Below are 25,319 nucleotides of genomic sequence, written 5' to 3' on the forward strand. Positions count from 1 at the left end.
TCCGGGTTGTCGGCGCCTCGGGGTCCCGCGGACGGCGGTCAGGCCGCGAGGGCCCGCTGGAACGCGTCCAGCGCGCGCGCGTTGAAGAGCTCGAACCGCGCGTACGTGATCCCGTTCGGCGTCCCGTCAGGCCCGCGGTCCTGCGCCGTGCCGACCTTCCAGGCCCGCAGCGACCCGACGGCGATGCGCGCGACCTCGTCCACGTCCCACCCGTACGCTCCGGCGCTGATCGCGGGGAACGCGATGCTCCGCGCCCCGAGGTCGACCGCGACCTCCATGGACGTGAGGAAGCACGCCGCGAGCATCGCGGGGTCACGCTCGCCGGCGTGCCAGTTGGGCCCGACGGTGTGCACGACCCACCGCGCGCGCAGGTCGAACGCGTCGGTCGCGACGGCCTCCCCCACGGGCAGGCCGTCGGGGTAGCGCGTGGCGCGTACCTCGCGGCACGCCTCGAGCAGCTTCGGCCCGGCGGCGGCGTGGATCGCGCCGTCGACTCCTCCTCCGCCCAGGAGCGCGGAGTTCGCCGCGTTCACGACGACGTCCACGTCCAGCTCGGTGATGTCCCCCAGCGCCGCGTCGATCCGCATGTCACCATCCTCGGCCGGGACCCGCGGGGTCCGCGCGGCCAACGGTCCCGGACGTGCCGTGAGACGCCTCACGCATGAGAGGGCCCCTCGGACGCTTACTCCGAGGGGCCCTCACCGACCTCCAGGGTACGTGGGGGCGACGACCGACCGGGTGAACGACACGCTGGTTGTCCACAAATTCTGTCCACAGCCCTGTGTTCGGCCCGTGTTCACGCAGGCCGGGCTGTGCACAACGGTGTGGAGCGACCTGTGGACGAAATTGCCCCTGACCTGCCCCTTGCGGGGTCCTGGACGCGGGACTAGAAATCACTCATCGGCTTCGCCGGATCGAGAACCGACAGGAACCACCTCCCTCGGGGGGCGCTCCTGACGGGGACAGGGACAGCGGGACCGGGCCGACCGGAGAACGGGCGACCACACCGACGGGGCAACCCTGAGGCTCGCGGACGACGACGCGAGGGCCGCTCGGAACCGGGAGGTCGATCGCAGTCCCCCCGCCCACGGCGGACCGGTTCGCCGGACCACCGGGTGCCGGGTGGGAGCCGCATCGTCGAAGCGGCGCCGGTCGCACCGACTCGTCGGTGACGACACGGACGGCCGGGTTCGCCCGGACGGACGGACGGCCTGGGATCACCCCGGGAAGGCCCCTCGAACGCTTACTTCGAGGGGCCTTCTCCCGTGTCCGGGCCCGTCCGGCCCGTCCGCCCCCGGGGCGGATCACGCCTCCGGCACGGACTCCAGCAGGATCGTCACGGGCCCGTCGTTGACGAGCTCGACAGCCATGTCCGCGCCGAACACGCCCGTCGCGACCTCGAGTCCGCGCGCCCGCAGCGCGTCGACGACCGCGTCGACCAGCGGCTCGGCCACGGGCCCGGGCGCCGCCGCGTTCCACGTCGGGCGCCGGCCCTTGCGCGTGTCGCCGTACAGCGTGAACTGGCTGACGACGAGCACGGGCGCACCCACGTCGACCGCGCACTGCTCGTCGCGCAGGATCCGCAGCTCGGCGATCTTGCGCGCGACCAGCTCGACCTGCGCGGGCCCGTCACCGGGTGTGACGCCGACGAGCGCGACCAGCCCGGGCCGGTCGATCGCGCCGACGACCTCGCCGTCGACCGTCACCGACGCGCGCGTGACCCGCTGCACGACAGCTCGCATGTCCCTGCCTCTCCCCGCCCGGTGCGTTTCCGGGCTCGTGCGGCGCCTCGTCGGGCGCGTCAGAACGTGGCCTCGACCGCCCCGACGGGCTCGCCGTGCCCCAGCACGGGGGTCCGACCGACCTCGTCGACGAGCGCGGGGTCCACGCCCGCGGCGCGCAGCGCCGCCGCGAGCACCGCGGCACGCGGCCGCGCCGAGCCGTCGACGATCTTCAGCGCCACGGCTCCGCCGTCGGCCAGGCCCGCCGCGTACACGCCGTCGGCACCGTCCTTCGCGACGAGCCCCGGGACGGCCTGCATGAACCGCGTCGCGTCACGACCCGTCCCGCCGACGTGCCAGGGGTGCGCCGTCATGGCTGCCGCGACGCGACCCTCGGGCGTGCCGGCGTGCGCCGGGTCGTGCGGCGCGCGGCCCAGCCGCCCGAACGCCCGGGCGAGGCCGACCAGGCTCGTCGAGAACAGCGCGGCACCGCACCCGTCCACGGTCGTCGCGGTCACGGGCACGCCCGTGAGCTCGGCGACCGCGTCGTGCAGCGCGCGCTGCAGCGGGTGACCGGCCTCGCGGTAGCCCGCGAGCGACCAGCCCGCCGCGACGCACGTCGCGAGCATCGCCGCGTGCTTGCCCGAGCAGTTCTGCGCGAGCGGCTCACGGCCGTTGCCCTGCTCGCGCCACGACCAGGCCGCCTCGGGGTCGAGCGGCCAGTCGGGCGTGTTGTCGAGGTCGGACACCGTCAGGCCGTGCGCCGCGAGCAGCGCACGCACCGTGTCGAGATGGCCGGCCTCGGCGTTGTGGCTCGCGCACGCGATCGCGAGCTGCTCGTCGTGCGCGTCGAGGCCGTGCCGCAGCATCCCGACGGCCTGCAGCGGCTTGAGCGACGAGCGCGCCCAGATCGTCACGTCCGGGTCGCCGAGCGCGAGCCGGACGTCGCCGTCGGGTGCGAGCACGACGACGTGCCCGGCGTGCACCGACTCGACGAGCCCGCCGCGCACCACGCGGGCGAGCGGGACGGCCGACGTCGCGACGTCGGTCATCACCAGCCGCCCGTCGACCTCGTCGGACCGCCCCCGCGGCGGCGCGAGTACGGCGCGACGGCAGGCTTCACGTCGACGAGGTACACGATCGCGGCGACCGCGCACAGCAGGCCGACGAACATCGGCATGATCTGCAGCGGCGGCATCCCGAGGAACGCGAGGAACGTCGCGGCGCCCACGATCAGGAGCCAGAAGTTCTTGGTCCGCTTGCCCGCCGCCGGGAACGCGCTCGCGGGGCGGCGCAGCAGGTCGACGAGCGCCCACACGCACAGCACGAAGATCGCGAGCAGGAACAGCAGGTAGAGGATCCACTGGAGGCTTCCGACGATTCCCACGCGCCGAGCCTACGGGCCGCACGCCCCGCGCGCAGGCACCCCGTCGGCCGGGGGACGACGAGGCGTCACGGCACGACGCGCAGGCCCTCCGCGCGGGCCGCGGCGGCCAGGTGCTCGTCCCACGCGACGACGACGAGCTCGTCGGACCGCAGGACGAGCGCGGACGCGAGGTGCAGCGCGTCGGCCGCCCGCAGCGCGTGGTACCCGACGAGCGTCGCGGCGCCGGCCGTGACCGGCTCGTGCAGCTCGATGACGTGCATCGCGGGCCACAAGCGTTCCCACTGCGCGAGCGCGGCCCGCTCGACGCGCGTGTCGATGACGCCGGCGCGCCGCCCGCCCGCGAGCAGCGCGCGCACCTCGGCGTCGGCGAGCCGGGACGTCGCGACGAGGTCCGCGCCCTCCCACAGCGCCGCGGCGAGCTCCGAGCCGGGCTCGGCGACGCACAGCTTGGCGAGCGCGCTGGTGTCGAAGTAGCAGACCGCCATCAGCGTCGCAGCCGTCGCACGAGGCTCGACACACCCTGACGGGCTCCCTCACGAGACCCGTCGCGGGCGCCGTCCCGCCCCCCGTGCGCGCCGTCGACCGCGACCGGCTGCGCGGCCTCGCGGGTGGCCCGGGCGGGCGCGAGCAGGCCGTCGCGCTCGAGGCGCGCGAGGAGGTCGGCGGACTCGATGCCGGTGAGCCGCGCGACCGGGATGCCGCGCTCGGTGATCACGACGTCCTGCCCCGTGCGTGCCGTCTCGATCCACTGCCTGAGCTCTGCGCGCAACGCGCTGACCGCGACCTCCACGGCGGGCACGCTACCGGCTCCCACCCCGCCGGCCCACCCCCCGGACCGCTCCCACCCCTCCCACACCCCCGCTCCCGGGCTTGGCATGGTCGCGGGTCCCGCGTGAGGTCGTGCGTTCCTCGTGAAGTCGTGCAGAGCAACGCACGACTTCGCGAGGAACTCGCGACTTCACGCGGGGTGAGGGCCGGGGCGGTGGTGCGGTTACAGGTCCGGGAGGGCGGCGCGGGCTCGGGACGGGTCCTCGCCTGCCGCCTCCAGGAGGTCGACGACGAGGGAGCGGTGCAGCAGGACGAGGCTCTGCACCTGCCAGTCGTCGGGCGCGATCGTGAACGGGTCGAGCGCGGCGGCCGAGCGCAGCAGGGCCTCGCGCACGCGCGCGGCGTCGCGCCCGCTGCCGAACGCGGACGCCAGGTCGTCGGCCGCGGCCGCCGTGGCCTCCAGGCGCTGCCCGGCGGCGACGAGGTCGTGCGCCGTGGGCGCCTCGAGCAGCGCGAGCCCGCGGCGCGTCATGACGCGGGTGTTGCGCATCGCGCGGTCGAGCTGCACGGACGCGGCGACGAGCCGCACGAGCTCGCCGCGGTGCCGGCGCGCGGCCGGCGACAGGCGCGCGAGCTCGCGCGCGTTCGTCGCGGTCTCGCGCCACTCGTCGAACCGCGGCTGCGACGCGCGGGCACGCACGAGCGCGTCCTCCGCGTCGCCCGGCGACTGCGCGGCCAGCGCGTGCGCGAGCTCGTGGAGCACCGCCGCGACCTCCTGCGTCGCGCGCGACGCGAGCGCGCGCGGGTGGCGTCGCGGGTCGGAGGGGGTGAGGACGGCGACGAGGAACGCCACCGCACCGCCGACGAGCGCGTCGGTCCAGCGGCCGAGCGGCCCGCCGGTCGCGGCGATGTTCGGCAGGCCGACGATGATCATGGCCTGCACGCCGGCCTGCGTGGTGAGCAGCGCGCCGCGGTCGAGCAGGCGCGCGATGGTCGCCGCGACGAACAGCACGAGCGCGACCTGCCACAGCCCGGTGCCGATGACGTGCACGAGCGCGTCCCCGAGCCCGACTCCGATCGCGACGCCCACGGCGATCTCGGCGACGCGCCGCAGCGACCGGTCGGCGCTGAACCCGAGCGCGATCCACGCGCAGACGGGCGCGAAGAACGGGTACGGGTGGTCGAGCACGTAGCGGCCGATCGCGAACGCGATACCCGCCGCGACCGAGGCCTGCAGGATCGGGAACCACGCGGCCCGCACGCGGTCGACGCCCTGCCGCCACCGGGCCCGGGCGACGAGCCGCAGCTCGTGCAGGCCCCCGCGCGGGGCGTCGGTCGCGGCACTCGTCGGCGCGGCCCCCATCGTCAGAGCGAGGGGTGCACGCCGAGCCCGCGCGCGACGGGTCCGCGCGGTGCGGGCCGGTCGGTCGAGACGCCCTCACCGGGCACGACGACCTCCTGGCCCGCGGCGACCACGCCGCCCTCGCACGCGACGAGCAGCTCGACGTCCGTGGCCAGCGAGCGCTTGACCACGGCGAGCGCGACGGGCCCGAGCTCGTGGTGCCGCGCGACGGACGTCACGCGTCCCACCTCGCGTCCGGGCTCACCGGGCGTGCCCGTGGTCTCGTGCACCGCGGCACCGGCCTCGGGCAGCAGGTGCCCGGAGCCGTCGAGGTGCAGGAACACCAGGCGCCGCGGCGGGCGGCCGAGGTTGTGCACGCGCGCGACCGTCTCCTGCCCGCGGTAGCAGCCCTTGTGCAGGTGGACGGCGGTGCGCAGCCAGTCGAGCTCGTGCGGGATGGTCCGGTGGTCGACCTCGAACGCCGCGCGCGGGCGCCACGCCTCGACGCGCAGCGCCTCGCTGGCCCACGTCCCGGCGAGCGGCCAGCCGGTCGCCTCCCGCGCCGCGACCTCGCGGGCCAGGTCCGCGCGGGGCACGAGCACCAGCCGCCAGGCGCGGTCCGCGCCCGGGTGCTCGTCGGGCGCCGGCCCGTAGCGGGTGCCGCCCGCGGTGACCTGCGGCCACGGGTCGCGCCAGGTGACGGGCTCGTCGTCGCCGCCCTCGGCCGCGACGGGCTCGCCGATCGCGGCCCACTCGTCGGTCACGTCGGCGATCTCGACGCGCAGCATGAACTTCATGCGGTCGAGCCACGCCGCGAGCGCCGCGGGCGTCTGCGTGACCAGCCACGTCGCCTCGCCGTCGTCGACGACCGCCGCGGCGTGCTCGACGTGACCGTGCGGGCTCAGCACCAGCAGCTCGGTGGAGGTGCGCGGGGGCAGGTCCGCGAGCTGCGCGGTCGTGATCGAGTGCAGCCACGTCAGCCGGTCCGGCCCGGCGACGCGCACGACGCCGAGGTGCGACTGGTCGACGACCGCTCCCCCGCGCGCGAGCGCGCGCTGCTCGGCGGTCGGGTCGCCGTAGTGCCACGCGACCCCCGCGTCCGGCCCGACGCCCTCGACCGCGCCGCGCCGCGCGAGCAGCGGGCTGCGGTGCCGCGGCGCCTCGTACGACGCGGCCTCGACGGGGACGGCGGCCTCCGTCATCGCGGGCTCAGGATCCCTCGACGCGCGACAGGCGCGCGGACGCGTACGACTGCATGGGCTGGCCGAACGCCGCCATGTCGTGCGCCCACATGAGCTCGCCGTTGACGAGCCCGTACAGGCGCTTGGCGGCGGTCACGTCGGCACCCGTCGCGGTGCGCGCGATGAGGTCGGACGCGAGGTCGATGCGGCCGTTGCCGACCGCGCCGACGTACACCGCGACGTGCCCGGACGGGTCGGCCAGGAGCGCCTCGACGGGGAACTGCTCGTCCGGCAGGTCCGCGGGCCGCTCCGGCGGCACGCGCCAGTACCCGGACTCCGTCGACCAGACCGGGCCGTCCTCGACGGCGACGTCGCTCGTCGGGCTCGCGGACGGCGCCTCGTCGTCACCCTCGGCGGTGGCCTCGGCGGACTCGCCCGCGAGCGCGGACGCGTCGTCCGGCGCGACGACGAGCCGGATGGTCGACGTGTAGGACAGGTACGGGCCGCCGTCGTGGTCGAACACGACGTCCTGCACGAACGCGGTCTCGTCGACCCCCGGGTAGCCGACGACGCCCTGGCCGTGCCAGCGGCCGACGAGCCAGGCGAGCGGGTACACCTCGGGCGCGAGCCCTTCGGGCAGCACGAAGGCCATGTGGTGCCTCTCGGGTCCGGGCGTCAGTTCTGCGACTTGAACAGGCGGAGCACCACGATGCCCGCCGTCCAGGCGATGGCGCCGGTGGCGAGGACCAGCAGACCGATGAAGAGCCCCTCGAGCGCTGTCATGGGGCGATCCTAACGACCTGACGGCGTCCTGCCCCCGCGGACGGCGACGACGCTCGTCACACCCGTGCGGGCGAGCACCCGGACGGTCGACCGGACGAGGCCGTCAGCCGACGAGCACGCGCCCGACGACGTACACGAGGATGCCGGTCACGGTGACGGGCAGGACGACCGCCGCGATCGACGGCAGCCGCCGCGCGAGCGTGTGCAGGTCGTCGAACAGCACGTGCAGCGACGAGACGAGCACGCCCACGGCGGCGCCGAGCACGACGCCCGCGACGAGGTCGATGTCCGGCAGGACGAGCGCGGCGAGCGCACCCGCGCCCGTGGCGGCCAGCGTCGTGACGGTGGCCCCTGCCCAGCCCGCGAACGGCAGCGCGACGACCGCCGAGCCGACCGCGAGCGCGAGCGCGCCCACGACGACGATCGGCTCGCCGCCCGGCGTGCGGCCGATGGCGACCCAGCCGGCGACCGCGACGGCGAGCAGCGTGCCGGTCACGGTGCCCGCGACGGACTCCACGAGCCGTTCGCGCCCACCTCGGCGCAGCAGCTCGTTGAGGAACGCGAGCAGGATCGTCGTCGCGAACACCACCGGCAGGTATCGCAGGTACGGCTGGTCGAGCACGTAGTGCACCGCGAGGACGGCGCCCGCGCCGCCGATCGCGATCACGGTCGCCGAGCCGGGCTTGAACGGCAGGCTCGCGAGCGACGGCCAGCCGATCGCGAACGCGAGCGCGAGGAGGCCCGCGACGACCGTGACGGGCAGGCCGCCGACGTAGCCGGCGACCGCGACGACGGCGGCGAGGGCGGCCGTGACGACCGCACGCGTGGCGAGCAGCACGGTCCGCTACCGCCCGTCCACCGCTCGGCCGACCGGTCGGCGAGACGCGGCGCGCACGCCGACGAGCACGCCCGCACGGGGCATCGAGACGGTCGGGACCTGGGGGAGCACGGCCGACAGTCTCGCAGATGCCCGGACCGGTGCCGCGGGATCAGCGCGGGATCACGGCGGGATCACCCGAGGATCACCCGTGCGTGCAGGTCACCGACGCGCCGGGCCGACTCCCGGACGCCCGTCCGCCAGGGGCGGCGCACGCGGTAGCGTGTCCCCACTCGCCGCAGGGAGGTTCCACGGTGGCAGACCTTCTGCTCCTGACCCCGGCGTCCGGTGGATCGGCACAGGTGCTGCCGGCGCTCGGGCTGCTGTCCCATCGCGTGCGCGTGCTGCCTGTCGAGCCCTCGGCGCTGGTCGACGCGCCGGACGCGGACATCGTCGTGCTGGACGCGCGCCGCGACCTGGTCACCGCGCGCACCACCTGTCGGCTGCTGCGCGCCACGGGCCTGGCGGTCCCCCTCGTGCTCGTCCTCACGGAGGGCGGCCTGACGGTCGTCACGGCCGAGTGGGGCGCCGACGACATCGTCCTCGACTCGGCCGGACCGGCGGAGGTCGAGACGCGGTTCCGCCTCGTCATGGAGCGGGCCGCGGTCTCGGGCTACGACGAGGCGCCGCAGGAGATCTCGTCGGGCGAGCTGACGATCGACGCGGGCGGCTACACCGCACGCCTGCGCGGCCGCCCGCTCGACCTGACGTACAAGGAGTTCGAGCTCCTGAAGTACCTGGTGCAGCACCCGGGCCGCGTGTTCACGCGCGCCCAGCTGCTGCAGGAGGTCTGGGGCTACGACTACTACGGGGGCACCCGCACGGTCGACGTGCACGTGCGGCGCCTGCGCGCGAAGCTCGGCCCGGAGCACGAGCAGCTCATCGGGACCGTCCGCAACGTCGGCTACCGCTTCGACCCGCCGAAGGACCGTCGAGCCACGGGGGACCGTGACAACGTCACCGAACCGGCCGTCTGACCCCGCCGACGAGAGCACCCGTCGCCGACCCGAGCTGTTCTCCCGCCTCACCCCCGGAGGCGAGCGCAACCTCGCCGACACGCTGCGCGGCGAGCGCGCGGGTGGCGTGCTGCTGCTCGTCGGCACGGTCGTCGCGCTCGTGTGGGCGAACGTCTGGCCCGACGCGTACGCGGCCGTGTCGCACACCGTCGTCGGGCCGCACGCGCTGCACCTCGACCTGACGCTCGCGCAGTGGGCGACCGACGGGCTGCTCGCGGTGTTCTTCTTCGTCGTGGGGCTCGAGCTCGCGCGTGAGCTGACGGTCGGCGAGCTGCGGCACCCGGCGACGGCGGTCGTGCCGATCGTCGCGGCCGTGGGCGGCATGGTCGCCCCCGCGCTGCTGTACCTGGCGGTCAACCTGTCGCGCGACGGCGGCGCGGCCGAGGGCTGGGCGGTGCCGACCGCGACCGACATCGCGTTCGCGGTGTCCGTCCTCGCGCTCGTCGGCCGCGGCCTGCCCGCCGCGCTGAGGGCGTTCCTGCTCACGCTCGCGGTCGTCGACGACCTGCTGGCCATCCTCGTGATCGGCACGTTCTACACCGAGTCGCTCGCGTGGCTGCCGCTGGCCGGCGCGGTCGCGTGCGTCGCGGTGTTCACCGTGCTCGTGCGGCGTCGGCGCACCACCGCGTGGCTGCTCGTGCCGCTCGGCGTGCTCGCCTGGGCCCTGCTGCACGCGTCCGGCGTGCACGCGACGCTCGCGGGCGTCGCCCTCGGGCTCGTCGTGCCCGCGAGCCCTGCCGCGACGGCCCGCGCGCACGGCCTGGCCGCCGAGCCGGAGCAGTCGCTCGCGGAACGCTGGGAGCACGTGTGGCGGCCCGTGTCCGCGGGCGTCGCCGTGCCGGTGTTCGCGCTGTTCGCCGCGGGCGTGACGATCTCCTCGGACGTCGTGCGCGACGCGCTGTCCGACCCCGTCGCCCAGGGGGTCGCGCTCGGGCTCGTCGTCGGCAAGCCGCTCGGCATCGTCGGTGTCACGTGGCTCGTCGCGACGTTCACGCGCGCCCGCCTCGCGCCGGGGCTGCGCTGGGGCGACGTGCTCGGTGTGGGTCTCGTGGCCGGCATCGGGTTCACGGTCTCGCTCCTCGTCGCCGAGCTCGCGTTCGGCGAGGGGTCCCCGCACGACGAGCACGCGGTCCTCGCCGTGCTCACGGCCTCCCTCGCGGCCGCGCTCGTCGGCGGTACCGTGCTCGCAGCGCGTGGCCGGCGGCTGCGCGCGAGCACCGACCTCTCGGGCACCGAGCCGCCCTCGTCACCGCCGAACGGATAGGTTCACGACGATGACCACCGTCGACTCCGCCACGCTCCTGATCGAGGGGCCGTGGCAGCACCGGTTCGTCTCCGCGAACGGCGCGCGGTTCCACGCCGCGGTCGCCGGGCCGGACGACCGGGACGTCCCGCTCGTCGTGCTCCTGCACGGCGTGCCGCAGTTCTGGTGGGCGTGGCGTCACCAGCTGCCCGCGCTCGCTGAGGCCGGGTACCGCGTGGCCGCGCTCGACGTGCGCGGCACGGGCGGCTCGGACAAGCCGCCGCAGGGGTACGACGTGCCGACGCTCGCCGCCGACGTCGCGGGGGTCGTGCGGTCGCTGGGCGCGAGCTCGGCCGTCGTCGTCGGCACCGGGACGGGTGGGTCCGTCGCGTGGGCGATGCCCGCGCTGCAGCCCGCCGCGACGCGCGCCATCGCCGTGCTGTCCTCCCCGCACCCGCTCGACGCCGTGCGCCGACCCTGGACCACGTTCCGCCCCGCGGCGGCGCGGCGCCTCGCGTACGTGCAGCTGCCGTCCCTGCCCGAGCGCGCGCTGACCCGCGGCGACCTCGCGCACCGGATGCTCGTCGAGTGGGGTGGCGGGCAGTGGCTCGACCGCGCGACCGAGCGCACCTACCTCGAGGCGCTGCGCGTGCCGTTCGCGGCGCACTCGCAGCTCGAGCAGCTGCGCTGGCTGGGCCGCTCCGCACCGCGCCCCGACGGCCGCCGGTTCGCGGCGGGCCTGCGGCGCACGCGGCCCACGCCCGTGCTGCACCTGCACGGCTCGCGCGACGGGCTGTTCAGCTCGCGGTCGGTCGCCCTCACGCGCGAGACGTCGGCGCTCGTCGGCGCGGACTACACGTACGAGCTCGTCGCGGGTGCGGGGCACTACCTGGCGGAGCAGGAGCCCGAGCTCGTCACGCGCTCGCTGCTCACGTGGCTGCGTCGTGTCGCGCCGCTGGAGCCCTGACGCGCGTCAGCCCTTGAGCAACGCCTGAGCCTTCACCGGGTCGGTCTCGCCGATGCCCGCCGACGGGCACAGCCGCACCAGCGGGCACGCCCCGCACGCCGGCCGCCGCGCGTGGCACGTGCGACGCCCGTGGAAGATCAGCCGGTGGCACGCCATGGTCCAGTCGCGCCGCGGCAGCAGCGCACCGAGCTCACGCTCGACGACCAGCGGGTCCTCGCTCGCGGTGTACCCCAACCGCCGGGACAGCCGCAGCACGTGCGTGTCCGTGGTGATGCCGGGGACGCCGTACGCGTTGCCCAGCACGACGTTCGCGGTCTTGCGGCCCACGCCCGGGAGAGTCACCAGCTTGTCGAGCCGGCGCGGCACCGTCCCGCCGAACTGCTCGACGAGCGCGCGCGACAGGCCTGTGACGGCCTTCGCCTTCGCGCGGAAGAACCCGAGCGGCTTGAGGATCGCCTCGAGCTCGTCCGGGTCCGCGGCCGCGAGCTCCGCCGGGCCGGGGTACCGCGCGAACAGCTCGGGCGTGGTCGCGTTCACGCGCACGTCCGTGGTCTGCGCGGACAGGACGGTCGCGACGAGGAGCGTGAACGCGTCCGTGAAGTCGAGCTCGCACCGTGCGTCCGGGTACCGCTCCGCGAGGAGCCGGTCGGCACGCCGCGCGCGGCGGGTGCGGGCGAGGGGGGACTCGGTCGGGAGGTCGGTCGGGAGGTCGGTCGGGAGGCTGGTCGGGAGGCTGGTCGGGAGCTCGGGCCCCGCGGCGCTCGTCGTCACCCCGCCAGCGTAGGTGCGGCCACCGACACCGCGCGCTGACCTGGACGGACGCCCAGCAGCCGCCTGCGTTGCTCCCCCAGGGTGACGTGAGCAACACCACGGGACCAAACGTTCAAGCCGGACGTCCGGTCTGCCGTTGACCCAGTGGTCAGCGGGACGAGGAGGACGTACCACGATGACACCTGGGGGCGATCACGCAGTCCGCAGCCTGCGCCTCGACCGGCGCGCGCTGCGCGCCGAGTGCCAGCGCGTCGGCTGGTGGCGACGGCTCGTACGCGCACGTCTCGACCTCGCGGTGGCGGCCGCCGCACGGCCCGCACCGCTCGGCGAGGACGTCGCGTTCCAGCTGCCGCTCGACGTCACGCTCGGCGTGCCGCGCATGGGCGAGCTCGAGCGCCTGCTGCCCGACCTGCAACCGAGCGACGTTCCCGCGATCGACCGGCTGCGCGCGCTCGACGAGCAGCTCGCGCTCTACGAGCAGGGCGTCACGGAGGCGCTCGCCCGCACCACGGACCGCCTGATCTCGCGACTCGCGGACCACCCCGCGTGCGCGGGCGACGTGGTGGCCACGCCTCCGGTCCGCCGCTGACCTGACCGCTCGAACAGGACAGCGACGCCGGATGCGGCAGACTGTGGCGTGGATCTCGACGTGGCCGGGCCTCGGCGCGCCGGGTGAACCGGACACACCGAGCAGGATCGAGACGAAGGAGCGTGGCGTGGCTGAGGACGTCGTGCTGTCAGCACCGCTGTTCGCGGGACTGGACGAGGAATCGGCACTCGCGCTGGTCGCGAGCATGACCCCGCTCGAGATGGTGCGAGGCGACGTGCTGTTCCACGAGGGCGAGCCGGGCGACCGGCTCTACATCGTGCGGGACGGCAAGATCAAGCTCGGCCGACGCTCGACCGACGGGCGGGAGAACCTGCTCGCCGTGCTCGGCCCGGGCGAGATGTTCGGCGAGCTGTCCATGTTCGACCCGGGCCCCCGCACCGCCACCGCGACCGTCGTCGCCGACGCGGTGCTGCTCGAGCTCGACCACGACGAGCTGGTCCGCTGGCTCGCCGACAAGCCCGACGTCGCCCGCCACCTGCTGCAGGCGCTCGCGCGCCGGCTGCGCCGCACCAACGAGGCGCTCGCCGACCTCGTGTTCTCCGACGTCCCGGGTCGCGTGGCGAAGGCGCTGCTCGACCTGTCGACGCGGTTCGGCGAGCAGGTCGACGAGGGTGTGCGCGTCGCGCACGACCTCACGCAGGAGGAGCTCGCGCAGCTCGTCGGCGCGTCGCGCGAGACCGTGAACAAGGCCCTCGCCGACTTCGCGGCCCGCGGGTGGGTCCGCCGCGAGGGCCGCGCGGTCGTCCTGCTGGACATCGACCGCCTGGAGCGCCGCGCCCGCTGACGCCCCCGCACGGACGACGAAGGCGGCCCGGACGCACGTGTCCGGGCCGCCTTCGCGTGTCGTGGGTCCTGCGGTCAGCCCGCGAGCTCGACGACGATCTCGACCTCCACCGGGGAGTCCAGCGGCAGCACCGCGACGCCGACGGCGGAGCGGGCGTGCACGCCCGCGTCGCCCAGCACGTCGTGCAGCAGCAGGCTCGCGCCGTTGACGACCGCAGGCTGACCCGTGAACGACGGGTCGCTCGCGACGAACCCGACGACCTTGACCACGCGCGTGATCCGGTCGAGCGCGTCCGCACCCGCCGGACCGCCCTCGCTCTCGACGAGCGCGGCCACCGCCGCGAGCGCGTTGAGCGCCGCGGTGCGGGCCAGCACGGTCGCCTCGTCGGGACCCACCTGCGCCCCCACCTTGCCGGTGGTCGGCAGCGCACCGTCGACGAACGGCAGCTGCCCGGACGTGTGCACGTGGACGCCGCTGCGGACCGCGGGGACGTACGCCGCGACGGGCGCGGACACCGCCGGGAGCGTGAGCCCGAGGTCGGCGAGCCGCTGCGCGGCACCCATCAGGAGTCCAGCGGGCGCTTGAGGTAGGCGACGAGGCCGTCACCGGGCCCCGGGACCACCTGGACGAGCTCCCAGCCGTCGGAGCCCCACTGGTCGAGGATCGCCTTGGTCATGTGGATGATGAGGGGGACGGTCGCGTACTCCCACTTGGTCGCCATGCGCCCACCCTAGCCAGCCGCGCGCACCGCGGCCGCCGCCGGTCGGTCCGAGCCCGGCCGAGCTCGTCAGTTCGAGATCAGCTCGCCGCGCGGCACGAGCTCCGACCACCAGGAGCGGACCTCGGGACGGCGGCGCAGCAGCGCACGGCGCTCGCGCTCGGTCATCCCGCCCCACACGCCGAAGTCCATGCGGTTGTCGAGCGCGTCCGCGAGGCACTCGAGCCGGACGGGGCACTGCTGGCACACCGACCGGGCGTCACGCTGCGCGGAGCCCTCGACGAACAGCGCGTCCGGCGAGACGTTCCCGGAGCCGCAGGCCGCAGACGCAGTCCAGTGACCCTCCTTGGTCGCTACCACCGCGCCCCCTAGGTCGAAGTCGGCGAGGCCCCCGTTCGCCGGTACCGTTCCCGGATCCCAGAGCGCCTGCGCTTTTACCACAAGGCGTCGTCGTCCGCTGGATGACTGGAAAACTAGCGCGTGAACTGGAATCTTGACGAGACTCCGATCGGGTCATCCCGAGGTGTGGACGCGCTCCCGCACACGGTGACCGGATCGGGTGAACCGGGCAGGTCGACCCCCACCCGCCCGGGTGCACCCGGGCGCCGCACGCTCGTCGGAACCTCCCGCGGCCCGCCCGGGATGTGCAGGTCCGGTGCAGAGGTCGGGGTCCTCCCCCAGGACGAGGCCACCGCCCAGGTCCGCCGACTACCCTGGCGGGCATGCCGAACCCTGCCCGCACGCCTGCCCGCACGCGCGGCCGCCAGGTCAACGCCTTCCAGGCGCTGGCCCTCCTGCTGTCCTTCGTGCTGGTCGCCGGCGTCGGCGGCGTGCTCGCCGCCGGGCTGGCCCTGCCGGGTGTCGCGATCGCGAACGGCGTGACCAACATGTCGGTCACCGCGTTCGACGACCTGCCGACCGAGCTGAAGCAGGGTCCGCTGCCGCAGAAGTCGCGCATCCTCGCGTCGGACGGCACGACGCTCGCCACGTTCTTCGACCAGGACCGCGTGGTCGTCCCGCTCGACCAGATCGCCGAGATCATGCAGCAGGCCGTCATCGCGACCGAGGACCGGCGGTTCTACACGCACGCGGGCGTCGACGTCATGGGCATGTTCCGCGCCGCCGCGCGCAACGCGCTGCACGTCTCGCAGGAGGGCGCCTCGACGCTCACGCAGCAGTACGTGAAGAACGTGCTGATCGACGCGGCGCTCAGCGAGGACACCGAGGAGGCGAAGCTCGAGGCCATCGAGCAGGCGCGCGCCGACGAGGGCACCGAGGGCCTCGCCCGCAAGCTCCGCGAGGCGAAGCTCGCGATCACGCTCGAGAAGACGATGTCGAAGGACGAGATCCTCGAGAAGTACCTCAACATCGCGGCGTTCGGCACCAACGTGTACGGCGTGGAGGCCGCGTCGCAGCGGTACTTCGGCATGCGCGCGAGCAAGCTGAACTACCTGCAGGCCGCGACCATCGCCGGCATCACCAAGTCGCCGTCCTACTGGGACCCGCTGAAGCACCCGAAGCGCGTCGAGAAGCGCCGCAACACCGTGCTGAGCCTCATGCTGCGCGAGGGCTACATCACGGAGAAGGAGTTCAAGGAGGGCAAGAAGACGCCCATCGAGGACACCCTCAACCCGCAGTCGGCCAAGCTCGGCTGCATGTCGGCCGACAAGGCCGTCGTCGGCTCGGGGTTCTTCTGCGACTACGTCACCAAGGTCATCGCGAACGACCCCGCGTTCGGCAAGACCGCCAAGGAGCGTCGTCACCTGCTGCTCACGGGCGGTCTGACGATCTGGACCACGCTCGACAAGGACATGCAGGCCGACGCCGACCGGGAGGTCAAGGCCGGGATCCCGGTCGACGACGGCTCCGGTCTCGGCACCGCGATGGTCGTCGTCGAGCCCGGCACGGGCCAGATCAAGGCGATGGCGCAGAACCGCGTCTACAACAACACGGACGACCACGGCGACCGCGAGACCGCGGTGAACTTCAACGCCGACAACGCGTTCGGCAGCGCCTCGGGCTTCCCGCCCGGCTCGACGTTCAAGCCGTTCACGCTGCTGCAGTGGATCAAGGAAGGGCACTCGCTCTACGAGGTCCTCAACGCGACGAAGATGTCGTACAACCTCTCGGAGTTCAAGGCGTCCTGCACCCGCCTCACGGGCAGCTGGGAGTTCAACAACGCCGAGGGCGGCAAGGGCGTCATGACCGTCCTGCAGGGCACCATGAACTCGGTGAACTCCGCGTACGTCGCCATGGCCAGCAAGGTCGACCTGTGCGGCATCTTCACCGGCGCTGCCGAGCTGGGCGTCGTCAAGGCCGGCGGCCTCGCCGGTGACGGCCAGATCGACCCGCTGCCCGCGAACATCCTCGGCTCGCAGTCCGTCTCACCGCTCACGATGGCGTCCGCCTTCGCCGCGTTCGCCGCCGACGGCAAGTACTGCAAGCCCATCGCCGTCCTCAAGGTCACGAACAGCGACGGCGAGGAGATCGAGGTCCCGAGTGCGGGCTGCAGCCAGAAGATCGACCCCAACGTCGCCAAGACGATGAACTACGCGCTCAGCAACGTCTGGAAGGGCACCGCGAAGGGCGTCAAGCAGCCCGGCTTCGCCGCCGCGGGGAAGACCGGCACCACGTCGCACAACGAGCACACGTGGTTCGTCGGCTACACGCCCAAGCTGTCCGCTGCCGTGTGGGTCGGTCACACCGACGGCATGAAGTCCATGCACGGCCTGACGATCAACGGCAAGAGCTACAGCGGCTACGGCGCCGGCCCCTGGGGTTCGTCGATCGCCGCGCCCACCTGGGTGCGGTTCATGGAGGCCGCGCTGGGCGGCGGCGACAACCCGTCCTTCGGCGAGCCGCCCTCCAAGTACATCTTCGGCGAGAAGATCTCCGTGCCGTGGGTCGTCGGCCAGAGCGAGGACGAGGCGCGCCGCACGCTCACCTCGCACGGGTTCCAGGTCGTCGTGTCCGACAAGCGCATCGAGTCCGACGTGCCCGAGGGCCGCGTGGCGAAGCAGGACCCGAGCGGGTCCGCGACGGCCGGCTCCGTCATCACGCTCACGCTCTCGAGCGGCAAGAAGGAGCGCGACCCGTGCCAGGAGAACCCCGACCACCCGTTCTGCCAGGGCGGTGGCGAGGAGGGTCCGCCCGACCGTGAGCGCGGCCGCGACCGTGACCAGGGCCGTGACGACGTCGCAGTGAAGCCGTGACGGCAGGATCCGTCGCCCGCACCGCGGGCGGCCTCGTCGCGCTCGCCGCGGCGGGCGTCGCCTGGGGCGTGGTCGAGGCCCGCTGGTACACGCTGCGCGAGGTGACCGTGCCCGTGCTGCCGAGCGGCCACGACCCGCTGCGCGTGCTGCACGTCTCGGACCTGCACCTCACACCGGACCAGGACCGCAAGGCCGCGTGGGTGCGCGAGCTCGCCCAGCTCGACCCGCACCTCGTCGTCGACACGGGTGACAACTGGGCGCACCTCGAGTCGTTCGGCCTGCTCGCGCACGCGCTCGAGCCGCTCCTCGCCCGCCCGGGCGTGTTCGTCATGGGCTCCAACGACTACGTCGCCCCGCAGCCGAAGAACCCCGCGCGCTACCTGCGTGCCGACGCCCGCTCGACTCCCCCGCAGCCGCCGCGCGAGCTGCCGTGGCGCGAGATGGTCCGCCTGTTCCGCTCCGCGGGCTGGCTCGACCTCGACAACCGCCGCGGCGTCCTGGACGTCGCCGGGCGGCGCCTGTCGTTCGTCGGCACCGACGACGCGCACCTCGACAAGGACCGTGTGCCCGCCGCGGGCGGTCCCGACGACGCCCGCACCACTGCCGGCGTCTCCGGCACCCCCAGCGTCGACCTGCACGTCGGCGTCACGCACGCGCCCTACCAGCGCGTGCTCGACGCGTTCCTCGAGGACGACGCCGACGTGATCTTCGCGGGCCACACGCACGGCGGCCAGCTCGCCGTGCCCGGCTGGGGCGCGCTCGTCACGAACTGCGACCTCGACCCGGGCCGCGCCAAGGGCCTGCACGGCTGGCCGGGGCCGCGCCCCGACGCGCCCGGCGGGGCCGGCTCGACCTGGCTGCACGTCAGCGGCGGCCTCGGTACGTCCCCGTACGCGCCCGTGCGCTTCGCGTGCCGACCGGAGGCGACGCTCCTGACGCTGGTCCCCGCGTCCTCCTGACCAGGACGGCCCGCCAGGGCCGCACGGATGCCGGAACGGATTCGTTGATCCGGGGGTCGGTCAGGTAGTCTGAGCGGGCTTCACGGGGTGTGGCGCAGCTTGGTAGCGCGCTTCGTTCGGGACGAAGAGGTCGTGGGTTCAAATCCCGCCACCCCGACAGTGAAAAGCCCGGGCCGACGAGATGTCGGCCCGGGCTTTCGTGCATCCGGCGGCCTGTGCGGGACTGCCGGTGACCCCTCAGGAGCGGGGTGGGAGGTAGCTCACCGAGCCGTTGGACGAGCGGACGACGACCTTCACGTCCGCGGCGGGGTCGGTCGGGGCCTCGGTGCGCTGGCCGCCGTTCGACGTGTGGATGTCCAGCGCCACGGGATCGCCCGTGCCGTAGACGGTGACGTCGCCGTTGCTCGACCTCGCGGTGATGTCGTCGCGGGCGTCCGCGACCTGCACGCCGCCGTTGTCGGACGTGGCGATGACCACGCCGTCGACGTCCTCGACCTCGACGCGGCCGTTGCTGGAGCGCGCCTCGACGGAGGCGGCGCCGTGCACGACGACGGAGCCGTTGTCGGAGGTGGCGCGCACCGAGCCGGCGACGTCGGTCACCTCGACGCTGCCGTTGCTCGAGTGCGCCACGAGGTCGCCGCCGAGGGCGGAGGCCTCGACGCGGCCGTTGCCGGAGCGCAGGTCCGCGTCGCCGAGGACGCCGGTGGCCCGGACGTCGCCGTTCGAGGAGCGCACGACGAGCGTGGTGTCCGCGGGGAGCGTGACGTCGAGGTCGGTGTCGCACTGCCACAGCCAGCTCCATGCGCACGTGTAGGAGACGGTGAGGCGGTCGGACGACGTGTCGGCCGAGTAGTGCGGGTCGGCGAACGCGAAGCGAGCCTCGCGCGCCACGTGCACCTCGTCGGACCCGCCGGCGGTGACGGTCACGCGGCCGTCGGCGACGAGCTCGACGGTGCCGGCCGCGGCGTAGGTGCCCTCGCCGCTGGTCTTCTCGCGGGCGATCAGGCTCGCCAGGTCGAGGGCGGCCCACGCGATCGCGAGGGCGCCGATCGTGCCGCCGATGCACAGCAGGGCCTTGGCCCCGGCCGACCGGCGCGGGTCGCGCGCCGGTGCGGGCGGTGCGGGGGTCTCGATGACGGTGCTCATGACTCTCCGTTCGGTCGGTGCTCGAGCCAGCGGAGCACGGCCAGGACGCGACGGTGGTCGTCGCTGTCCGGCGGCAGCCCGAGCTTGGTGAGGATCGAGGTGACGTGCTTCTCCACGGCGGGCAGCCCGATGAACAGGCGCTCGGCGATCGCGGAGTTGGAGCGGCCCTCGGCGACGAGCGCCATGACCTCCCGCTCGCGCGGGGTGAGGTCCTCGAGGCCGGTGCGGGTGGCGCGCGCCATGATCTGCGCGACGACCTCCGGGTCGATGACGGTGCCGCCGGACGCGATCCGGGAGATCGCGTCGAGCAGCTCGTCGACGTCGGTCACGCGGTCCTTGAGCACGTAGCCCAGGCCGCGCACGTCGCCGGCGAACAGCTCGCGGGCGTAGCGCTGCTCGACGTACTGCGAGAGCACGAGCACGGGGAGCCGCGGGTGCAGGCTGCGCAGGTGGATCGCGGCGCGCAGGCCCTCGTCGGTGTGCGACGGGGGCATCCGCACGTCGGTGACCAGCACGTCGGGGACGGAGGCGTCGGGGCCGAGGGCCGCGACGAGCTCGTCGGCGGTCTTGTAGCCGGTGACGTCGTGCCCCTCCGCGGTGAGCAGTCGGGTCAGGCCGTCCAGGAGGAGGACCGAGTCCTCCGCGATCACGATGCGCACGGGAGCTCCACGGTGAGGGTCGTGCCGGCCCCGGCGGGGCTGGCGAGTTCGAAGGTGCCGTCCAGCGCGGCGACGCGGCTGCGCAGGCCGTCGAGGCCCGAGCCGGGCGCCAGGACCGCTCCCCCGCGCCCGTCGTCGGACACGACGAGCCGCAGCGTGGTGCCGTCGCACGCGACGGCGACCTGCGCGGAGCGCGCCTGGGCGTGCTTGGCGACGTTCGTGAGCGCCTCGGCGACGACGAAGTACGCGGCGGCCCGTGCGGACGTGCCGCACTGCTCGAGCGTGTCGTCGTCGGGTGTGCGGACGGTCACCGGGATCGGCGAGCGGGACGCGAGCGCACTGAGCGCGGCGTCGAGGCCACGGTCGGTGAGGACGGCGGGGTGGATGCCGCGGACGAGGTCACGCAGCTCGGAGAGGGTCTCCTGGATCTCGCGGTGCGCGTGGTCCAGCGCGGCGGCGGCCGCCTCCGGGTCCTGCGCACCGCGGCGCTTGGCGGCGCCGAGCTCGAGGCCCAGGGCGACGAGGCGCTGCTGCGCGCCGTCGTGCAGGTCGCGCTCGATGCGGCGGCGCTCGTCGTCGGCAGCCCCCACGACGAGGTGGCGGGTCTCCTCGACGTGCGCGACGCGCGACTCGGCGCGCGCCCGCGCGGCGTCGGCCACGGCGAGCTCGTACGCGGAGCGTGAGGCGCCGAGCATCCCGCGCGCCATGCGGACGTGCAGCAGGGACGCGGCCTGCGCGGTGATCGCGGCGAGCCACACCGCGACGATCCCGAGGATCACCAGGCCGGTGCCGAGGAGCCAGGTGGGCCCGTCGAACCAGTCCTCGAGCAGGGGGCCGGTCCCGTAGACGGGCGCGAGGATCCCGGCGAGGCCGGCGCCGCCGAGCCCGACGACGAACGCGAACGCCAGCGACGACGTGAGGACGGACAGCGCGGCGTACCCGAACGCCGCCCACGCGCGCTTGTCGCGCAGCGGGGCGAAGAACCGGGACCACCGGCCCGCGCCGCGGCTCCGGTACGGCACGGCGCGGGGGATGACGACCCCGGTCTGCGCCTCGAGCCTGCCGAGCTCGGCGCGGGCGAACCACCGGGCGCCGAGGAGCACGAACGGCAGCATCAGCAGACCGATGCCGAACACGAAGATGAAGGACGCGGCCACGGGCACGACGATCAGCGCGACCGTCCCGACCGTGAGCAGCCAGACGAAGCCGACGGTCGTCTGCGCGACTGCGCGCCACGTCTCGGACGAGACGGGGGCGAGGGCGAACCTGCTGCCGTCAGCCAGGGCGGGTGCGACGGTGGCGAGGTCGCGGGACGTCGGTGGGAAGGCGGCGTCGATCGGGTCGACGCCCTGGTCGACGGGCCCGGAGTGCTTCGGGCCGGGAGCGAGCTGCGAGGTCATGCGACGAACCTAAGGCGCGCGTGGCCTGCGTCGACATCCCGCGATCCCACCAGATGCGGGTAGGGAAAACCCCCCGCACAGACGCCGACCCCGCGGTTGCTCCGGCTCTGGGACGAGTGGGCCGGAGGAACCGCGGGGTCGGCGTTGGTGCGGTGGGTCAGGCGGTGGTGCGGTGGGTCAGGCGGTCGCGCGGGCCGCCAGGCGCGTCGCCAGCAGCTCGGCGATCTGGACCGCGTTGAGCGCGGCGCCCTTGCGCAGGTTGTCGTTCGAGATGAACAGCGCGAGGCCACGACCCTCGGGCGCGCCCTCGTCGGCCCGGATCCGGCCGACGAGCGACGGGTCCTGACCGGCGGCCGCGAGCGGCGTCGGGACGTCCTCGAGCTGCACGCCCGGCGCGTCCGCGAGCAGCTCACGCGCGCGCTCGGGGCTGATCGGCCGCTCGAACTCCGCGTTGACCGACAGCGAGTGGCCCGTGAACACCGGGACGCGCACGCACGTGCCGGACACCAGCAGGTCCGGGACGGACAGGATCTTGCGCGACTCGTGGCGCAGCTTCTGCTCCTCGTCGGTCTCGTTCAGCCCGTCGTCGACGATCGACCCCGCGAGCGGGATCACGTCGAACGCGATGGGCGCGACGTACTTCACCGGGTCCGGGAACGACACGGACGACCCGTCGTGCACCAGGCCGAGCGTGTCCTGCTCGACCGCGGCGCGGACCTGCGAGTCGAGCTCCTGCGCACCCGCGAGGCCCGAGCCGGACACCGCCTGGTAGGTCGAGACGACGAGGCGGCGCAGGCCGGCCTCCTCGTGCAGCGGGCGCAGCACGGGCATCGCGGCCATCGTCGTGCAGTTCGGGTTCGCGACGATGCCGAGCGGGATCTCGTCGAGCGCGTCCGGGTTCACCTCGGACACCACCAGCGGGACCTGCGGGTCACGCCGCCACGCGGAGGAGTTGTCGACGACGACCGCGCCCGCGGCTGCGAACCGCGGGGCGTGCTCCTTGGAGGTCGAGCCGCCCGCCGAGAACAGCGCGATGTCGATGCCCGACAGGTCCGCGGTCGCGACGTCCTCGACCACGACCTCCTGGTCGCGCCACGGCAGCGTGCGCCCGGCCGACCGGGCGGAGGCGAAGTAGCGGATCGACGCGACGGGGAAGTCCCGCTCGTCCAGCAGGCGGCGCATGACGGCACCGACCTGCCCGGTCGCGCCGACGACCGCGACGTTCAGCTCGCTCATCGTCCGGTACCCCCGTACACCACGGCCTCCTCCTGCTCGGCGTCGAGCTCGAACGCGGTGTGCACCGCGCGCACCGCGTCGTCCAGCTCGTCCGCGCGCGTCACCACGGACAGGCGGATCTCCGACGTCGAGATCATCTCGATGTTGATGCCCGCGTCCGCGAGCGCCGCGAACAGCTTCGCGGAGACACCCGGGTGCGACTTCATGCCCGCGCCGACGAGCGAGAGCTTGCCGATCGAGTCGTCGAACTGCAGCGACTGGAAGCCGATGTCCGGCTGACGCTCCGTCAGCGCGGTGAGCGCCGCGGTGCCGTCGAGCGCGGGGAGCGTGAACGAGATGTCCGTCAGGCCCGTCGCGGCGGCCGACACGTTCTGCACGATCATGTCGATGTTCACGCCGGCGTCCCCGACGACCTGGAAGATCCGCGCGGCCTTGCCGGGGACGTCCGGCACGCCGACGACGGTGATCTTGGCCTCCGAGCGGTCGTGCGCGACGCCCGCGATGATCGGCTGCTCCACGATGGGGTCCTCGTTCTTCTCGTTGGTGACCAGCGTGCCCGTCCGGTGGGAGAACGACGAGCGCACGTGGATGGGGACGGAGTAGCGCCGGCCGTACTCGACGCAGCGCAGCATGAGCACCTTCGCGCCCGACGCGGCGAGCTCGAGCATCTCGTCGTAGGAGACGCGGTCGAGCTTGCGGGCGGTCGGGACGATGCGCGGGTCGGCGGTGAACACGCCGTCGACGTCGGTGTAGATCTCGCAGACGTCGGCGCCCAGGCCGGCCGCGAGCGCGACCGCCGTGGTGTCCGAGCCGCCGCGGCCCAGCGTCGTCACGTCGTTCGTCGACTCCGTGACGCCCTGGAACCCGGCGACGATCGCGACCTGGCCCTTCTCGACGGTCTCGCGCACGCGCGTCGGGACGACGTCGACGATGCGGGCCTTGCCGTGCACGGCGTCGGTGATGACACCCGCTTGCTGACCCGTGAAGGACTTGGCCTTCACGCCGAGCCCGTTGATCGCCATCGCCAGCAGCGACATGGAGATGCGCTCACCCGCCGTGAGGAGGATGTCCATCTCCCGCTGGGGAGGAAGGGGCGAGACCTGCTTCGCGAGGTCCAGGAGGTCGTCGGTGGTGTCCCCCATGGCCGAGACGACGACCACGACGTCGTCGCCGGCGCGCTTCGCCGCGGCGATGCGCTTGGCCACCCGCTTGATGCTCTCGGCGTCCGCTACCGACGAACCGCCGTACTTCTGCACGACAAGTGCCACGTGCTGCTCCATCTGTCGCCGGTCGCCGTCTGTCTCAACGGCCCGCCGGGTCCTCTTGGTCGCAGGGATCGTAAGCACCCGGCACGCACGCGTGCCAGGGGTATCACGATGCGGTCGGCGCCCGCCGCGCCCGGCGTCAGGCGGAGCGTGCGCGCAGGCGCACGCCCAGCAGGTACATCTCGCACCCGAGGCACAGGCCGAACACCGCGTTGAGGAACGCCGCGACCAGGGCGAACGCCGCGGCGAGCGGCACCGCCCACGCGGCGCCGAGCAGCGCGCCGAGCACCCCGAGCGCCGTGATCACGAGCCCGACGAGCTGCGCGAAACGCGGCGGGCGCGGGTCCTCGAGCTCGGCGGGCGGCGCGAGACGCGGGCGCACGAACGCGGCGAACAACCGGCCCTGCCACGTCACGCCGGGACCGCCGACGGCACCGAGCGCGAAGCTCGCGGCGACGACCGCGAGCAGCACGGTCGCGGCGGTCGAGCCGCCGAGCAGCAGGACGACGACGAGCAGCACGGCGGTGACGCCGGCGCCGAACCGCGGCCCGCGCGGGTCGATGCCGACGGGCGTGGTGGTCGCAGAGGCAGAGGTCATGACGGGCTCCAGGTGGGGGGGAGGAGTCCGACGACGCGCGTCGCCGGACGGGGGCGACGGGCGGTGCGTCCCGCGGGGGCGGGAGGTCAGCGAGCCGGCGCCACGTCCGGACAGGACGCGAGCGCGGCGAGCGCCTGCGGGCGGTCGGTGGCACCGGACATGCGGCCGACGACCGTGCCGTCGTGCGCGAGCACGAACGTGGTGGGGGTGCGCAGCACGTCGAGGCGGCGCACGAGGTCGAGGTGCTGCACGGCGTCGAGCTCGACGTGCACGACACCGGGCTGCTCGGCGGCGACGGCCGACAGCACGCGGTGGGTGCTGCGGCACGCGCTGCAGACCTCGCTCGAGACCTGCAGGAACGTCGCCCGGGCACCGAGCGGCGCGGTCACGTCGTCGGACGTGAGCACGACGCGCGTCGCGGCGTCGCCAGCCGTGGCGTCCGCGGGCGCGACCGCCCGGAACCGGCCGTTGCGGCGCTGCCAGACGAGACCCAGGACGGACGTGAGCGCGAGGACGACCGCGACGAGCGCGACTTCCTTCACGATGCCTCCCGGGTCCGGAACGGCCAAGATAACCCGACCGAGGCGGTCAGGGTGAGACTCGGGTCGCCCTGTGGGACGCGCACCACCCGACCGGGTGATGATGCCCGCGCGAGGCAGATCCACCCGCAGACCGA

Annotated in this window: 28 protein-coding genes and 1 tRNA gene; 8 read left to right on the forward strand and 21 right to left on the reverse strand. The window is 74.2% G+C overall.

Features of this window, described 5'->3' with window-relative positions:
* Window positions 1–38: 38 nt before the first annotated feature.
* From F1D97_RS00920 to F1D97_RS00965, 10 genes are all read right to left on the reverse strand, one after another.
* Entirely contained in the window at window positions 39–587 is a 549-nt protein-coding gene (locus F1D97_RS00920; RefSeq protein ID WP_236121876.1) for an O-acetyl-ADP-ribose deacetylase, read from the reverse strand.
* A gap of 717 nt (window positions 588–1,304) precedes the next feature.
* A complete protein-coding gene (gene dtd / locus F1D97_RS00925; protein WP_236121877.1) occupies window positions 1,305–1,742 on the reverse strand; it encodes a D-aminoacyl-tRNA deacylase in 438 nt (145 codons plus the stop codon).
* A 59-nt stretch (window positions 1,743–1,801) separates the two neighbouring features.
* Window positions 1,802–2,773, reverse strand: coding sequence for an asparaginase (locus tag F1D97_RS00930; protein WP_236121878.1), 972 nt, complete (start codon window positions 2,771–2,773; stop codon window positions 1,802–1,804).
* Complete coding sequence (locus F1D97_RS00935; protein ID WP_236121879.1) at window positions 2,773–3,108, reverse strand: DUF2516 family protein; 336 nt, start codon at window positions 3,106–3,108, stop codon at window positions 2,773–2,775. Before F1D97_RS00935 ends, F1D97_RS00930 begins: the two co-directional genes overlap by 1 nt.
* Window positions 3,109–3,173: 65 nt before the next feature.
* Entirely contained in the window at window positions 3,174–3,593 is a 420-nt protein-coding gene (locus F1D97_RS00940; protein ID WP_236121880.1) for a type II toxin-antitoxin system VapC family toxin, read from the reverse strand.
* Entirely contained in the window at window positions 3,593–3,898 is a 306-nt protein-coding gene (locus tag F1D97_RS00945; protein WP_236121881.1) for a type II toxin-antitoxin system prevent-host-death family antitoxin, read from the reverse strand. The genes F1D97_RS00940 and F1D97_RS00945 overlap by 1 nt, the downstream gene beginning before the upstream one ends.
* Window positions 3,899–4,099: 201 nt before the next feature.
* The gene (locus tag F1D97_RS00950; protein ID WP_236121882.1) at window positions 4,100–5,239 is read right to left on the reverse strand and encodes an FUSC family protein; all 1,140 of its coding nucleotides are present in this window, start codon (window positions 5,237–5,239) and stop codon (window positions 4,100–4,102) included.
* Between the two features lie 2 nt (window positions 5,240–5,241).
* Window positions 5,242–6,420: a CAF17-like 4Fe-4S cluster assembly/insertion protein YgfZ gene (gene ygfZ / locus F1D97_RS00955; protein ID WP_236121883.1), complete on the reverse strand. Its 1,179-nt coding sequence runs from the start codon at window positions 6,418–6,420 to the stop codon at window positions 5,242–5,244.
* 7 nt (window positions 6,421–6,427) lie between these two features.
* Window positions 6,428–7,051 carry an FABP family protein gene (locus F1D97_RS00960; RefSeq protein WP_236121884.1) on the reverse strand — a complete coding sequence of 208 codons (624 nt, stop codon included), beginning with the start codon at window positions 7,049–7,051 and terminating at the stop codon, window positions 6,428–6,430.
* A 234-nt stretch (window positions 7,052–7,285) separates the two neighbouring features.
* Window positions 7,286–8,020, reverse strand: a complete 735-nt coding sequence (locus F1D97_RS00965; protein ID WP_236121885.1) for a hypothetical protein — start codon at window positions 8,018–8,020, stop codon at window positions 7,286–7,288.
* Between the two features lie 293 nt (window positions 8,021–8,313).
* On the opposite strand from F1D97_RS00965, the gene F1D97_RS00970 reads away from it, so the two are divergent.
* From F1D97_RS00970 to F1D97_RS00980, 3 genes are read left to right on the forward strand one after another with little or no spacing between them, the layout of a single operon-like run.
* A complete protein-coding gene (locus tag F1D97_RS00970) occupies window positions 8,314–9,036 on the forward strand; it encodes a winged helix-turn-helix transcriptional regulator (protein WP_236121886.1) in 723 nt (240 codons plus the stop codon).
* Window positions 9,008–10,339, forward strand: coding sequence for a Na+/H+ antiporter NhaA (gene nhaA / locus F1D97_RS00975; RefSeq protein WP_236121887.1), 1,332 nt, complete (start codon window positions 9,008–9,010; stop codon window positions 10,337–10,339). The genes F1D97_RS00970 and nhaA overlap by 29 nt, the downstream gene beginning before the upstream one ends.
* Before the next feature lie 10 nt (window positions 10,340–10,349).
* Window positions 10,350–11,285 (forward strand): alpha/beta fold hydrolase, encoded by a 936-nt coding sequence (locus F1D97_RS00980; RefSeq protein ID WP_236121888.1) that lies wholly within the window; start codon window positions 10,350–10,352, stop codon window positions 11,283–11,285.
* 6 nt (window positions 11,286–11,291) lie between these two features.
* Here F1D97_RS00980 and nth read toward each other — a convergent pair whose 3' ends face one another.
* Complete coding sequence (gene nth / locus F1D97_RS00985; RefSeq protein ID WP_236121889.1) at window positions 11,292–12,056, reverse strand: endonuclease III; 765 nt, start codon at window positions 12,054–12,056, stop codon at window positions 11,292–11,294.
* Window positions 12,057–12,231: 175 nt separating this feature from the next.
* Here nth and F1D97_RS00990 point away from each other — a divergent pair, with 175 nt between their 5' ends.
* Both F1D97_RS00990 and F1D97_RS00995 read left to right on the forward strand, forming a co-directional pair.
* Entirely contained in the window at window positions 12,232–12,645 is a 414-nt protein-coding gene (locus tag F1D97_RS00990; protein ID WP_236121890.1) for a hypothetical protein, read from the forward strand.
* A 127-nt stretch (window positions 12,646–12,772) separates the two neighbouring features.
* The gene (locus F1D97_RS00995; protein WP_236121891.1) at window positions 12,773–13,450 is read left to right on the forward strand and encodes a Crp/Fnr family transcriptional regulator; all 678 of its coding nucleotides are present in this window, start codon (window positions 12,773–12,775) and stop codon (window positions 13,448–13,450) included.
* A 74-nt stretch (window positions 13,451–13,524) separates the two neighbouring features.
* Here F1D97_RS00995 and F1D97_RS01000 read toward each other — a convergent pair whose 3' ends face one another.
* The 3 genes from F1D97_RS01000 to F1D97_RS01010 form a co-directional block, all read right to left on the reverse strand.
* Window positions 13,525–14,013: a RidA family protein gene (locus F1D97_RS01000; RefSeq protein WP_236121892.1), complete on the reverse strand. Its 489-nt coding sequence runs from the start codon at window positions 14,011–14,013 to the stop codon at window positions 13,525–13,527.
* Window positions 14,013–14,171 carry a DUF4177 domain-containing protein gene (locus tag F1D97_RS01005; RefSeq protein ID WP_094181058.1) on the reverse strand — a complete coding sequence of 53 codons (159 nt, stop codon included), beginning with the start codon at window positions 14,169–14,171 and terminating at the stop codon, window positions 14,013–14,015. Before F1D97_RS01005 ends, F1D97_RS01000 begins: the two co-directional genes overlap by 1 nt.
* Before the next feature lie 66 nt (window positions 14,172–14,237).
* Window positions 14,238–14,528 carry a WhiB family transcriptional regulator gene (locus tag F1D97_RS01010; protein ID WP_317618923.1) on the reverse strand — a complete coding sequence of 97 codons (291 nt, stop codon included), beginning with the start codon at window positions 14,526–14,528 and terminating at the stop codon, window positions 14,238–14,240.
* Between the two features lie 362 nt (window positions 14,529–14,890).
* Between F1D97_RS01010 and F1D97_RS01015 the strand changes: the two genes are divergently transcribed.
* The 3 genes from F1D97_RS01015 to F1D97_RS01025 all read left to right on the forward strand — a co-directional run bounded on the left by F1D97_RS01015 (window position 14,891) and on the right by F1D97_RS01025 (window position 18,496).
* Entirely contained in the window at window positions 14,891–17,380 is a 2,490-nt protein-coding gene (locus F1D97_RS01015) for a penicillin-binding protein (RefSeq protein ID WP_236121893.1), read from the forward strand.
* Window positions 17,377–18,339: a metallophosphoesterase gene (locus F1D97_RS01020; protein ID WP_236121894.1), complete on the forward strand. Its 963-nt coding sequence runs from the start codon at window positions 17,377–17,379 to the stop codon at window positions 18,337–18,339. The genes F1D97_RS01015 and F1D97_RS01020 overlap by 4 nt, the downstream gene beginning before the upstream one ends.
* Before the next feature lie 83 nt (window positions 18,340–18,422).
* Window positions 18,423–18,496, forward strand: a tRNA-Pro gene (locus F1D97_RS01025).
* Between the two features lie 80 nt (window positions 18,497–18,576).
* Here F1D97_RS01025 and F1D97_RS01030 read toward each other — a convergent pair.
* The 7 genes from F1D97_RS01030 to F1D97_RS01060 form a co-directional block, all read right to left on the reverse strand.
* Window positions 18,577–19,485, reverse strand: coding sequence for a DUF4097 family beta strand repeat-containing protein (locus tag F1D97_RS01030; protein ID WP_236121895.1), 909 nt, complete (start codon window positions 19,483–19,485; stop codon window positions 18,577–18,579).
* Window positions 19,482–20,144 (reverse strand): response regulator transcription factor, encoded by a 663-nt coding sequence (locus tag F1D97_RS01035; protein ID WP_236121896.1) that lies wholly within the window; start codon window positions 20,142–20,144, stop codon window positions 19,482–19,484. The genes F1D97_RS01030 and F1D97_RS01035 overlap by 4 nt, the downstream gene beginning before the upstream one ends.
* Entirely contained in the window at window positions 20,132–21,544 is a 1,413-nt protein-coding gene (locus tag F1D97_RS01040; RefSeq protein WP_236121897.1) for a sensor histidine kinase, read from the reverse strand. The genes F1D97_RS01035 and F1D97_RS01040 overlap by 13 nt, the downstream gene beginning before the upstream one ends.
* A 177-nt stretch (window positions 21,545–21,721) precedes the next feature.
* The gene (locus F1D97_RS01045) at window positions 21,722–22,780 is read right to left on the reverse strand and encodes an aspartate-semialdehyde dehydrogenase (protein WP_236121898.1); all 1,059 of its coding nucleotides are present in this window, start codon (window positions 22,778–22,780) and stop codon (window positions 21,722–21,724) included.
* Entirely contained in the window at window positions 22,777–24,048 is a 1,272-nt protein-coding gene (locus F1D97_RS01050; protein ID WP_236121899.1) for an aspartate kinase, read from the reverse strand. The genes F1D97_RS01045 and F1D97_RS01050 overlap by 4 nt, the downstream gene beginning before the upstream one ends.
* Before the next feature lie 136 nt (window positions 24,049–24,184).
* On the reverse strand, window positions 24,185–24,643 hold the full coding sequence (locus F1D97_RS01055; RefSeq protein ID WP_236121900.1) for a DUF4395 domain-containing protein: 459 nt from the start codon (window positions 24,641–24,643) through the stop codon (window positions 24,185–24,187).
* Window positions 24,644–24,729: 86 nt separating this feature from the next.
* Window positions 24,730–25,185 carry a thioredoxin family protein gene (locus F1D97_RS01060; RefSeq protein WP_236121901.1) on the reverse strand — a complete coding sequence of 152 codons (456 nt, stop codon included), beginning with the start codon at window positions 25,183–25,185 and terminating at the stop codon, window positions 24,730–24,732.
* Window positions 25,186–25,319 lie beyond the last annotated feature (134 nt).

Origin of the sequence: Cellulomonas palmilytica, assembly GCF_021590045.1 — a bacterium.
Taxonomy (GTDB): domain Bacteria; phylum Actinomycetota; class Actinomycetes; order Actinomycetales; family Cellulomonadaceae; genus Cellulomonas; species Cellulomonas palmilytica.

Bases quoted from the DNA above. Each gene is read 5' to 3' on its own strand.
- F1D97_RS00920 (WP_236121876.1), bottom strand. From the start codon at position 587: ATGCGGATCGACGCGGCGCTGGGGGACATCACCGAGCTGGACGTGGAC.
- dtd (WP_236121877.1), bottom strand. From the start codon at position 1,742: ATGCGAGCTGTCGTGCAGCGGGTCACGCGCGCGTCGGTGACGGTCGAC.
- F1D97_RS00930 (WP_236121878.1), bottom strand. From the start codon at position 2,773: ATGACCGACGTCGCGACGTCGGCCGTCCCGCTCGCCCGCGTGGTGCGC.
- F1D97_RS00940 (WP_236121880.1), bottom strand. From the start codon at position 3,593: ATGGCGGTCTGCTACTTCGACACCAGCGCGCTCGCCAAGCTGTGCGTC.
- F1D97_RS00950 (WP_236121882.1), bottom strand. From the start codon at position 5,239: ATGGGGGCCGCGCCGACGAGTGCCGCGACCGACGCCCCGCGCGGGGGC.
- ygfZ (WP_236121883.1), bottom strand. From the start codon at position 6,420: ATGACGGAGGCCGCCGTCCCCGTCGAGGCCGCGTCGTACGAGGCGCCG.
- F1D97_RS00960 (WP_236121884.1), bottom strand. From the start codon at position 7,051: ATGGCCTTCGTGCTGCCCGAAGGGCTCGCGCCCGAGGTGTACCCGCTC.
- F1D97_RS00980 (WP_236121888.1), top strand. From the start codon at position 10,350: ATGACCACCGTCGACTCCGCCACGCTCCTGATCGAGGGGCCGTGGCAG.
- F1D97_RS00990 (WP_236121890.1), top strand. From the start codon at position 12,232: ATGACACCTGGGGGCGATCACGCAGTCCGCAGCCTGCGCCTCGACCGG.
- F1D97_RS01000 (WP_236121892.1), bottom strand. From the start codon at position 14,013: ATGGGTGCCGCGCAGCGGCTCGCCGACCTCGGGCTCACGCTCCCGGCG.
- F1D97_RS01005 (WP_094181058.1), bottom strand. From the start codon at position 14,171: ATGGCGACCAAGTGGGAGTACGCGACCGTCCCCCTCATCATCCACATG.
- F1D97_RS01015 (WP_236121893.1), top strand. From the start codon at position 14,891: ATGCCGAACCCTGCCCGCACGCCTGCCCGCACGCGCGGCCGCCAGGTC.
- F1D97_RS01030 (WP_236121895.1), bottom strand. From the start codon at position 19,485: ATGAGCACCGTCATCGAGACCCCCGCACCGCCCGCACCGGCGCGCGAC.
- F1D97_RS01040 (WP_236121897.1), bottom strand. From the start codon at position 21,544: ATGACCTCGCAGCTCGCTCCCGGCCCGAAGCACTCCGGGCCCGTCGAC.
- F1D97_RS01045 (WP_236121898.1), bottom strand. From the start codon at position 22,780: ATGAGCGAGCTGAACGTCGCGGTCGTCGGCGCGACCGGGCAGGTCGGT.
- F1D97_RS01055 (WP_236121900.1), bottom strand. From the start codon at position 24,643: ATGACCTCTGCCTCTGCGACCACCACGCCCGTCGGCATCGACCCGCGC.